The following is a 12,006-nucleotide window of genomic DNA, read 5'->3' as shown; positions in this document are numbered from 1 at the left end:
GGAGTGCCCGGCCTGGCTGATGTCGCCGGCGGCAAAAGAACGGGCCGAGTTGAAGTTCGTGAATACTAAGGGGCTTTACAAGCTCGACAACAAGGGCAACTGGACAGATCCCCAGAAGCTTCTGCCGGTCATCGACTTCGAGAAGATTGACTTCGAGCTCTCGTCACCGTCGCTTCTCGGCAAGCCCCGAAGCCACATGGACGACGACTCGCTCCATTTCGGCTGGGACATCGACTGGGGTCAGCTCGGGCGTCCCCTGGACGAAAACGGCGATCCGGCGAAGTTCGAGCTGGAGGATTTCATCGCGGCCTACGAGGTCGTTGTGACGCAGGACATTTCCAGCCGCCGCGAGCCGGTCGATATCGTCATGGTCGGACCCGCCGATATCCGGGTCGGCAGCCGCTATAACGACGACGATGATGACGAGGCTCCGAAGGTCAAGCGGCTGAAGGGCACCTACCAATACAACCGCCAGCTGTCTGAGATCGGCATCGACCCCAGCCGGTTCTTCTCGACCAAGTTGTCGCTCACCGCGCGGGTCACCCCGATCTCGCAGGACGGCACCAAGGGCGAAGCGTTCTTAATCGACGTCGAACATACACCGTCGCGCCGTCCACTGCCGCCGGACAACGCCAGACTGGAACTGCGGCTTGCGGAGAAGGCGGACAAACGCGCGTTTGCCGGCATGCTCAACTGGCGCGAACTGGTGCTGCCAAGCTCCGCGCTGGTAGCCGAGACGATGCGCTGGGATCTTGTCCTGCGTCCGCTGGCGGCGCTGCCGCCCGGCGCCTATCCTGCTGAGGCGACCGATGACAACGACGCGCCGCTAAGCGGACGAAGCGCGGTCCAACCCAAGGACGGCGACCTGATCCTGACGCTCAAGGCGGACCCGCTGGACCCCGGCAAGGACGAGGAAGGCAAGGCGGAAGAGCGCGATCCGGCCCGCGCCCTCTATGCGGAAACGCTGCCGATGGAAAAGCCGGACGACCGGATCGGCGGCGTCTACGACCATGCGGGCAAACCGATCCCGACAAAGGACCGGCGCTACAAGCGCGTGATGGCGATGCTGAAAGGCGACCCGTCGAATGGCCCGGATGGCGCGGCGTGGCACCTGTTCCTTCGGGCATCGGCCGACCCGCTGCCCGAAATGGAGGCTGACCTGAAGGCCAACGCGGTCTCGGCGATGGTCCGCGTCCGGATCAGCTTGGGCAAGTCCGGCGAGACCGGCCCCGGAATCAGGCCGCTTCAGCATCTGGAGTGGGTGTTCGACCAGTCCAAAGAGCCGTTGCTTCAGGTGAAGGGCGAGAACATCACCTCGGTTCAGGGCCCGATCCACCTGGCGGCCCCGTCCGACGAGAATCCGCAGGAACTGGACTTCCTGCCGCTGCCCGGCACCGAGCGCGGCGTCACGCTGTGGTGGAACGCATCGAGCGCGGATGCCGGTGTGCTGGACGTCGCCTCGTACCACCTGTACGAGGCCCGGCTCGACACGCTTCTCAACGTCGACGTGGCCGGACCCGGCAAGATACCCAAAGGCTTCGGCCCGCTCTGGCAGAAACTGCGCGAGGTCCGTGCCGTGTCGCCCGCCGACGCCGGGCGCGTCGTCTCGGACTTCGCTACGCCCGAGACCTGGGAAAGGATGCCGCCGGTGAAGGCGAAGACGATCCGGTCGCTGAGGGCGCAGTACGTGCCGCCCGAGAAGATGTTCGACGCCTGGCCAAGCTGGTATTCCTGGGCGGACAGCGAACTGGCCTGGGTCGATGCCCAGTCCGTTTTCGAGAAAGATCTCGAAACCGTGTTGGAGCGGAGCGAGAAGGCTCCGCAGCAGATACCCGACTATCGCGACGGTCACCCCGGCACCGATCCCGACAAGCTTGCGCGCCTCGTTCTCGCCCTTGCCGCGCAGCACGCACTTGGCCGCTACTATTCCCGCCGTCGCCTGCATCCGTGGATGCAGATCGTTGTCGGCCGGCTGACCGCGGCGGGCGCGAGCGGCGATGGCACCCTCGGACGCTTCGAGGTCGAGGTCTCGCAGCCCAAGGCGCCGCCCACGGGGGACAAGACCGCCAAGCCGGATCCGGTTCTCTGGATGCAGTCCGACAACGCCGAGGCCGATCCGACCGGATGGGGCGCTTTGGGGCAACTGGGCCTCGCCGCGGGTATCTCGCTCCGCGATCCGTGGACCGGCAGATACCTTCTGCAATCCGAGGTCAGGCGGGAACTTGAAGCCGCGATCCTCAAGACCAACGAACGGCTCGGCTGGCTGGGCGAGGCTCTCAAGGCGGGCGAGCGCGTTGTCAAGCTGAAGTCGCAGCCGTACACGATGCTGGCCGAACCCGACCTGATCCCCGATGCACGGCACCTTGGGCTCGACCTGCCGATACAGGCCAACTGGGCAGAACGGGCGCAGGAGGGCCAGACCGGGATCAACGACGGGCGCATGCTGTCAATGGTGCAGTTCTCGCTTCGGCCGGTGGCGACGGCGATGACGGAACGGACGCCGGCGGAGCAGCCCATGCCCGCCGACGCCCACTATGCGGTGCTTCGGATCACGACCTTGCCGGACACCGACAAGAAACTAGGCGATATCCCTGTCGCAGAGGGTGTCACGCTCCGTGATGTCATCCGCATTTTGGGAGACACGACGCAGCCCGCCAACTGGGAACTGGACGGTCTCAATTTCGGCAAGACTGGCGAAGGCGCGCCGCGCGTCATGCAGCTTTCAAAAGACAATGAGACGGGGAAGGCAGAGAACCCACCACTTTCCTCCTGGCTCGGAAAATCTGGTGACATCGTTGTCCTTCGTCATCGGAACCGGTCCAATGGGCCGATCGAGTCGCTGCTCCATCAGCTTTTCGGATCCACCTATGACACTGGCGGCGAAGTCAAGGAAGGCGTCTTCCATAGAGAGGGTGTCAGACTCGAACTGCTTCGGGACCTGTACAGCGCGCCACTCGCACTGTCCGGCGTCGCCTCCGACCTGCGGCGCTTCGGGCCGTGGGGCAAGTTCGCCTCGGACATCAACTGGATGCACTACTTCTTCGTGCCCGATCCAAAGAAGCCAGAAGGCTATCTGACCGCCGAAGCCGCCCATACGCAGTTCCGCCGGTTCATGGATCATGTGACCACGATGTTCGCGGGCTGGGGCGAGGATGAGGGCGTTCCGGCCGAAGCCATCCGCGATACCGCTTACGAGACGGCCACGGAACTGGTCGCCGCCTATCTAGCCTGGGGCGAGCGGTTCTTTACCGCGGGCCCGGCGCTCGACCGCGATGAGGAGACCAGCTGGTTCAAGGATAAGGATACCATCCCCCACTACGCGATCACCACCGCCTGGCCCCAGCGCGAGGCGCCGATGCGCTCGACGCCCGATGCGCGGGGCCGGTTCCAGGTGACCCACCGGATCGCCGAGGACTGGGCCAGCGAGCGCGCCTATGCCGTGACCCGCGTGCGTCGGTGGCAGGAGCTTTTCGAGCCCGGGGCCGATCTTCCCGTTCCCAAGCTGTCGGAAAGCGACGGACGCACCGACATCGCCTTCCCGCGCCGTCGCGCGGTCCGGCCCGCCAACATGCTGGGCGCGCGCGTCGTTCTGTCCGAGAAGGGCCAGCCGTTCCACGAGATTACGCTCTCGGAGCCCGCCGATCTGGCGCTCTCGAAGTCGAGTAATGCGCTTGCCCGCAAGATCGAGTTCGAGGCCGTGATGCGTCAGTTCCGGCTGGAGTTCCGCTACGAGGACTGGAGAACGGCGCTGGGCGTGGAGGTCGGCTATACGTCGGCAGCCGATGATGCGGGCAAGTTCATCGACGTCGCACCCGACCTCTCGGTCGAAGCTGCCGCCGCCGACTACCTCACCACCGCGCCTCGTGCCCGGCTCGGCGGCATCCGCATCCAGACGCCATCGGAACCGCACTACTACACGCAAGAAATGCGCCACTATGTAGCCGCCGCGCAAGTCCGGTCCGAGGTAGCGCGCATCCTCTTGCCGCCTCCCCCCGCGACGGCGCCACGTGCCGCGCAGGGGTCCAAGACGGTCACGCATCTCGACGTTTCATGGACGGATGTCGGCCAGGACAAGAAGCTTGACGAAAGGAAGGACAAGTTCATTGAGATTCTGCCGGACGCGCTGAGAAAGCTCATTGGCGGCTATCTCGCGCCGCAGGCCCACAAGCTGACGATCCGCGCACCGCGCCTTTTCGAGACGCTGCCAGAAGCGAGCTTAGTGGGATATCATCGCCACGAGACGAAAGATCGCGGCTACGGCCAGCTACCCGACCCAGAGGCTCGTCTCGAAATTGTCGACGTCGCGGGCGAGACGCGGCGGACCGTGGCGACCATTGCGGTGGATCATGAGAAAAAGCCGTTGGCCATCGTCGGCAAAGTTGCGCCGCCCAACAAGGTGACGCTCGAGGTCCACGACGAGCCGAAGGACATCCTCGCGCTTGGCCTGAGGGGCACAGTCACCTTTTGGGCGGAACTTTCGGAACAAACAGGCGACCTTGCGAAAGCCGATGCCGATTTTCCTGCGCACATCGACGAGCACGACGACCCTTATGCGCCGGGCGTTTTCCCGAAGGTAGAACCGATTTTCGGGCTACTGCCACTTCTGCTGCGCCTTTCGGTGAAGGAGGGCAGCGACGTGGACCATCTTCGCTTGTCTCAAAACGCGCCGTTAACAGGGCCGCGTTGGCTGTTCCGGCCCCATCTGGAGCCGACCGGGGCGTCGGCTCCGGGAACAGAGGAAGATTTGGCGTATGCGCTGCGAGCAATTGTCGACCTGCAACGCCGCCGGTCCATGGCGGCGGCGGGGGAGGCGCTGATGGCGGCGCTTCTGGGCGGCGAGAACGTAAAGATCAACGCGGCAAGGGGACTGATGAAATCGGTCGAGGAAGGACGAGCTGCGATGGTCTCGCGCCCATTGGGCGAGGTCGACGGTCATGCAATAGCCAAACTGTTGTCCGACGCGTTGGCCGCCAAGGACAAAGGCGTTACGCTGTATTCGGTGGTTGGCGACATGATTAAGGAAGATCCTGTGATGGACGATTTAGCGTTCGACCATCGCCTTCTGCTGATACTAGGATCGAACGCCGGTAGCGAGGCCCAACTTATCGCCAAATTCTTTGGTGACGTCTTCTTCATCGGCGAGCCTTTTAATGCTGATCTCAATGACTTTGACGGGATCAGCAATGAGACCGCAGACTTGGCCGCGAGAAGTTATCGCTCTGCCGAGCCGCAGAACCCCCAAGTCTTCGTACACCACGCGAACATCCCGCCGGCGAAATGGGGGGAGGCAAGATCATGATCGAGAACCCAAAACAGGAGGATCTGCGCGCCCTGTTCCCGGGGCTCTATTCGCGGCGGGACAAGGACTCGGGCGACTACTGGGACCGGAACTGGCTGACGCTACAGATCCCGAACATACGCCTCATGGGTCCGCTCTGGAGCTTCGCGGTGACGCTAAAAGAGAGGCCCGACACGCATGAGGCGGACGTGTATCTGGAGCATCTGGCGCACGAATTGTTCCCGCGTCATAAGCTAGACTATGCGCCGCCGACGGTCATGCGGGCGGATATCGGTGCGCTTTGGGAGGACGGTCTCGACAGCCGATCGCGGCTGAGCATGGTCGCGGTGGATACGATCGTCGATGGCAAGCTTGTCCTGCCGTTTGGAGGTTCCACGCATCTTGCCGAAACATCGCCGCTGATCGTGGCCCCGTTCGGACGCCATCCGAAACATTTCGGGATGGGCGAAGACGGGAAGGTCGCCCATCTGGCCGCGATGCAACTTGTCGGCGGCACGGTCCGGCTGACATCGCCGGGTTATCTTCCGGTGCTGCGTGCGGCACTTGGCCTCGAGGAACCGGAAAAGGCGAAGGACAAGTTCACTCTGGCGCTCACCCCGACCGGTGCGGGGTTTCGCGCGAAAGTGACGCTCCCCTGGACCGCCGAGGCGGTCGACGGCTGGCTGAAGCTTACGCTGACGGACGGGGGGGACGGCGAGGCGCTATCGCCCGAACTCAGGATCTGGACTGAACCCGACGGCGGGCAACAGTGGCAGCAGCGGCTCGACACGTTCCTGCGCCTGATAGACGAGGCTGCCGACACGGCGAAGCTGCAATGGTTCGGCCTGACCGCACGCCGCCAGATCCGGCCTGAGGACGTGTTCTGGCCCTGCACGTTCGATGCCTCGAAGCCGCTGCCGCTTCTGACCCGCAGCGCCAAGAAGGACGCAAGGCATCATACGCTGCATCTCGAAGCGTCGGCGCTCGAACCCGCGATCCGTGGCCAGTCGGGCCGCGCGCTGACCATGAACGCGCCCGCGTTCGAGATCTGGCGCGATGACGGGGGTGGCATCAATATCGAGGCAAAGAACGAGATCGAGACGCCCGATGCGATAAAAGACGACGCCCCGCCGCCCCGCGCGCTGAACGTTGCCCACGCATACGCAAGCGGCAAGGAGACCGTGACGCTGGGCGGAAGCCTCGACTTCGCCGTTCCGCTGCAATCGAACGCCACACGGATGCGCGAGTCGATGCGGTTCGCCGAACCGCCGCCTGAGAAGGGCGGCATCCGGAAGTCGCCCCTCTGGCTTTACACGCCCATCGCGGACGGTTGGCTGCATTGGCCGTTTCCGAACGCCACGACCGCGCTTCTGGCCGACGTGGCCGATGCCCCGGAGCACGAATTGCCCGTCCGCCAGTCGGTCACCGCGGGTAACTGGTTCGTCGGCACAAACGAGGACGGGACCGAGCGTGCATGGGGCGTGAGCCTTTTCGGTGCCGCCGAGGGGTACGCGCTGACGCGGCTGATCGAGGACGGTGATGCGCTTCGGATCGACAGCCACACGCTGCAATTCACCGGCCTGTCAGGCGCCATCGACGGCATGCTGCCGGTCACCGCCTTCGCGCAGGCTCCGGATCAGTTGCTGCCCGAGCCGCAGACGCGCGCGCTGGCATCGACCGCTCTGAGCGCGGTGACCCCGGACCTTCTGACCGGCCTCGAGTCTCGGCTCTGGCAGGACGGGACCCTGAAGGTGGTGCTGAGCTTCGGAGAAGGATTGGCGATGAGCCCGTCAGATGCCAGCGTTGCATTTCACGGCGCGCCGGAGCGGCTGACGGTGACATGGCCCGACGAGGAGGTTCCGGCCGACGTCAGCCCCCGCATCTGGGTCAGGCACGAGAAGTTGCCGACCCTTCAGACCCTGCCGCTCTGCGTCGCGGGCGGTAAGCGGAACGAGCCCAGCGGCACGCGTGAGTTGACGCCGCTGAGGGGCCCGGCGCCCAAGGCCCGCGAGACCGGCATCGCATTTGCCGGGCAGATCGAAATGACCGCGCCGCATATCGGTCTGGACTATGAACTGAAGGGCGGTCCGCAGACTGGAGATTGGGTTCATCCTCTGGCGGCGGCAGAATGGGCCAACGAACTGGGTCAGGTGTTTCCGACGCTTGGCTCGGTCACCCTGTTCCCCGGGCTTTCGAAAGCCGACCGGCATGCCGTCGAGTACAAGACCCGTTTCGGCCCGGTCCCCGAAGTGTCGCTCGGCATCGACATCGGGCACGGGCTGGCGACGACCTATGAACTCCATGCCTTCGCCACCCTGCCGCTGCCCGAGGAAAAGGACGATGACGAGGTGCCGCCGCCACCCATAAGCGACCCCGTCTTCCGCCCCGGCGCCTGGAACGCGCCGGGTGATGCCGTCTGGATGGCGGTCTGGGCGGATCTGAACCGCAAGCTGGCCCTATCGGCCGTCGAGAAGTCCGAACTCGTTGCACGCAACGGCAAAGACTATGTACTGCCGAACGTTGTCCTCGACCAGACCTACGCGCTGACCGAGCGCCCCGAGGTCCGCATCGGGATCGGGTTCGGTGTGCGCGACCTGGAATGGCCCGACGACGTTGCGGGGGGCGACAGCGTCGCGCATCTCGGCGAACTCTATCTGCCGATCAAGGACCACGAGCTCACCCTGCATGGCCTGCCCTCCACCGAGGAGCTGTCGGGGCTGAACGTCACGCTCGGCCGCCCCGGCGCTCCGGTCGAGGTCGCGAAGATAGAGCTGGGCACGCTCAGGTCAGTCACCGGCGACGATCAGAAGCTGAACGACACCCTGGATCAGGCCGGGTGGAGCAGCGGGACGCCCGATCCGCTGACCTACGCCTTGGCCCGGCCGATAACGCGGTATCGGGATGGCAAGACGGCAACCTGGCATCTGTTGACCTGTCTGGCACCGGTGAGCATCGAGGAAACCGGGCGTCCGGAGATCCGCTTCGGCTTCTGCGATCTGCCCTGCAAGAAGGCGCCCGGCTGGACATTTGAGGCGCAGAAGATCGAGGACGCACATCCGCTCGGCGCCGACGACAACCCGCTCGAAGGTTATACATGGTGGCTCGATCAGGAGGGCGGCGGGGACCATGTGATGGTCGGCAACCTGGGGTTCCGACCGCTCAAGCTTCTGTCGGTCGAACTCTCTGCCACCGGTCAGCCGACAGAGGCGGTACTGACGGGACGCATCGCGGTGCCCGTTCGGAAATCCGAGGTCGGCGAAGCGCTGTTCGCGGAGGCATTCGGCGAGGCGGCGCTGACGATTTCATGGACTGAGGGAGGGGCCACGCTCCTACTGACGGCGACGGAACCCGTCGAACTGCCGCTCGCCGACCCGGAACGGGCATGGCCGCCGGTGCCGTGGGTCGAGATCAACGAGTTTTCCTACACCGACGGCAACCTTCCCGACGGCAGGGCGCGGCTCAAGGTCACCGCGCCGGGTTTGGCGCTGGATCTGTGGTTCGTGGGCAGTACCGCTGCAAAGACGAGCGGTGGGGAGGCATCTTCGCTCCAAGCCTACGCCAACGACTGGGAGCTGGGCACGCTGACGAACGACGGAACATGGCAGGTCGAGAACGCAAGTGCCACGGTCGATGTCAAAGCGCATTTCTATCTAAACGCGGCGGCGGTCGCCGCAAAAGCAACCATCTCTGCCAATTCCGATCTGGTGACGGGAGGGTTGTTGGGCCAGTGCGAGCTCGTCCTGTCGGACGAATGGACCTCGAAAATCGGGATCGATCCCGACGCCGACCGGAACGGCGGGCTCTTCGACCTGCTGAACTACACCGGCTTCGCGTCGCATTTCGCCGGCCCTGACGCAGGCCGGTCTTTCTGCGGCCTGGTAACCTCGGCGCAGTCGGCGACGATACAGCTCGCGCTCTTGCCGAGGCCGGACAAGAGCGACGGCGGAAGCCGCGCGTTTTTCCGGATCGAGGCTTCCAGCGTAACCGCCCGCATCGACCATAGCCACGCCTCGAAAGACCGGGCGAACCATCACAAGGCAGCGTTGCTCTACACCTCGCTGATGCCCTCGCCCCGTCCCGATGACGAGTACAGGGTCGAGGATCACGCGCATCTCTATGTCGATCTTTATGCCGAGAACGACATCGTCCTTCCCGCAATCGACGTGGAGAAGGACATCCTGAAAGGCACTCACCTGAAGGACCAGCTTTTCAAGCACTTCGCCCGGGTCAGGACCGCCGGAACGCGCGTCGAATTGAGTAGGCTCCAGCGGCACGAATTCCGTTTCGCGGCGAAGGTCCTGCACAAGATCGAACGCGGCGGGACCGAGGTTCTGAGGCTCGAGCTGACGCACGGCGTGATGCTGATGAGCCCAGGTCACGCCGGTGCCGAGATCGGGACCGATCTTCCCTGGTCCTCCAGTTCGGTCTTCGGGCCCGGATCGAAGGATGCCGGTATCCACGCGCATCTCGACAACACCGCTTATGCCCTGCCGCATGGGCTGTCGGCCGTGCAGATCGATCAGGTAACGCAGGCCGTGGATGCCGAGGAAAACCCCGTCACCGGCCCGGTGGTGTTCGCGGGAACCCACGCCTTGGTGCGCGATCCGAAGGACCCGGCAAGCGGCACGCTTCAGCACCTGCCTCTGCCGTTCCTCAGCGCGCCCGGTCTGGAAAGCATCCTCGATCCCGACATCGAAGACGGCTGGCAAATCCAGCGCATGGCCAAGGTGCCGTTCGACGCGCTCGACGGCGAAAGCCGAGCGGCGCTGGCGAAGCGGGTGAACAGGGCGCGCGACGAGCTTGCCGAAAGCCGGACGGACTTCGCGGACCAGCTGATCGGAGCCGAGGCCGCCTTCCACCGTCCGATGTTCATCGGGCGAAGCGAGGTCTCGACCGATGACGGCGCGACATGGGAGCCTTCGGACCAGTCGGTTCCCGGGGGCGAGACCGGTCTTCTGCTCTCGGCCTGGTTTCCCAAGGACGGCACAGGAGCCGCCGAAGCCTATGCCATTGTCGCACCAACCCCGGACTTCTTCCGCTTCCTCCGCCCGCCATTCGCCAAGGACAGCGGATCGGTGCCCCACTACACGTCCGAGGCGCTGGTGGCCTCGTGGACAGAGCTTCCACATGCGGCACGCCATCTTGCGCCGGGTCTGCGCCTCTCCGGCGGGGACCCGGCTCCGGACAATCCGTCGCTTACGGTGGAACTCTTCGCGCGAACCTCGGACGGTCTGGCGATCACCCGGATCGCGCGGACCGAGGTCCGTCCCAAACCGGACAAACGCCACGAAGACCTGACCGAGCGTCTGACCGACTGGGCCCTGATCGGGTTGCGGCAGCAGACGCACTGGGCGCGGTCGGGGCATCTGGTCGTGACATCGCCCCTGGTCGCCGCAGATCCGGTTCTGCTGTCCTTTCCGGTGTTTGCCGGACGCCGTGCGGAGGCAATCAACGAAACCGCCTCGGTACTGGCCGTCGGGCCACGGTTCTCCGAGACACACCGGGTTCGCGGACGCGTGGCGGCACCCGACGCGGCGGTACGTCTGCTGGCGGGCTACCGGGCGGCCGGATCGCACGCGGAGGTGCTGACCAGCGAACCGGAGCGTGTGCTGAACGAGGCCGAGACCGGCGCGCGGCTGACTTCGGTCGCGACCGTCTCGGCCTTCGCGCTTGCGACGCCCGGCACGCGCCATGTCTTCGGCGCGGACGAGGGCGGGTGGATCGGCGACCGCGAGACTATGGCGCCGCGCCCGCCCACGGCCTATGTGCCCGACGACTCACCCCGGCTCGCGCCGGTCCGCCCGCCCGGCAGCGATCTGCCGCGTCCTGCTGCAGACCACCCTTCCGCGCGAAGCGCCCCTCCGGCCGGAGACGGCAGCACCTCGCGCGCCTTCGTCCCGGCCAGCCAGCTCGTGGCTTCGGTCGGATCGCGGGCGGGAGATCTTGGTGTCCGGCGGCTGGGGCTGGCGATCCAGAGCGATGCGTCGAAGACCGACTTCGCCCAGGCCGGAGACGCCATAATTGCCACCCGCAGCGCGCGCCCGGTCATTCTTGGCGTCAACGACCGCACCCGGGCAAGCTCGCACGAAGACAGGCATTTCGCGGCGTCCCGCATACCCGAGGCGCTGGTCCACGGACCCGGCATCCCGTTGACCGGGCTGGGGACGGTAGACGAGGCGCTGCTGCGCACGCCGCGTTCGCGGTTCGCGTTCACGCTTGCGCTTCTCGCGCCAGCCTATGCGCTCGTGGCGCCCGGCGTCGGCGGTGCCATCAAACTGGCGGTTGAAAGGGCCTTCGGCGACCTCGACGACGCGATGGGCTGGCATGTCGCTCATGCCTCGATCCGGGTCGGACCGTGGCGCTTTGTCTCTGTCGGCGCCGTTTCGAAATTCGACATTCGGCCCGGAGCAGAGATCGAGATCACCGATTTCACAAGACTCCTCCGCACCGCACCCGGCGCGCCCGCCACGGCCTTCGACGCTCTGGCGCGCCAGCCTCTGGGCAGTGAGGCCGAGTTGACGCTGCTCCTGTCCGGCAGCGGCGCCATCCGCGTCGTCACCTTCCCGCTCTTCGCCCGCAGCGCCACTGCTCCCTTGATCGAGGACCCGGTCTTCCTGCGCTTCGACGATCCCGAATACAACGATCTGCTGTCGGGCCAGGCGATCCGGTTCGGGGAAGGGACCTTGACGCTGCTGACCGACCGCAAGGAGGTGAAACCCGACGACTTT

At 65.4% G+C, this 12,006-nt stretch carries 2 protein-coding genes; both read left to right on the top strand.

Annotated features, from left to right (window positions below; genetic code table 11):
• The first annotated feature begins 367 nt into the window (after nucleotides 1-367).
• Complete coding sequence (locus WBB85_RS08390; protein ID WP_432638168.1) at nucleotides 368-5,299, top strand: hypothetical protein; 4,932 nt, start codon at nucleotides 368-370, stop codon at nucleotides 5,297-5,299.
• Nucleotides 5,296-12,006: hypothetical protein (locus WBB85_RS08385; RefSeq protein WP_432638167.1), on the top strand; the 6,711-nt coding region annotated here is incomplete at its 3' end. The genes WBB85_RS08390 and WBB85_RS08385, both read left to right, overlap by 4 nt.

The sequence above is a fragment of the Albidovulum sp. genome, assembly GCF_049646345.1.
Lineage (GTDB): Bacteria > Pseudomonadota > Alphaproteobacteria > Rhodobacterales > Rhodobacteraceae > Albidovulum.
The sequence above is the reverse complement of the archived record's forward strand: the minus strand, read 5'-3'. Positions and strand labels throughout refer to the sequence as shown.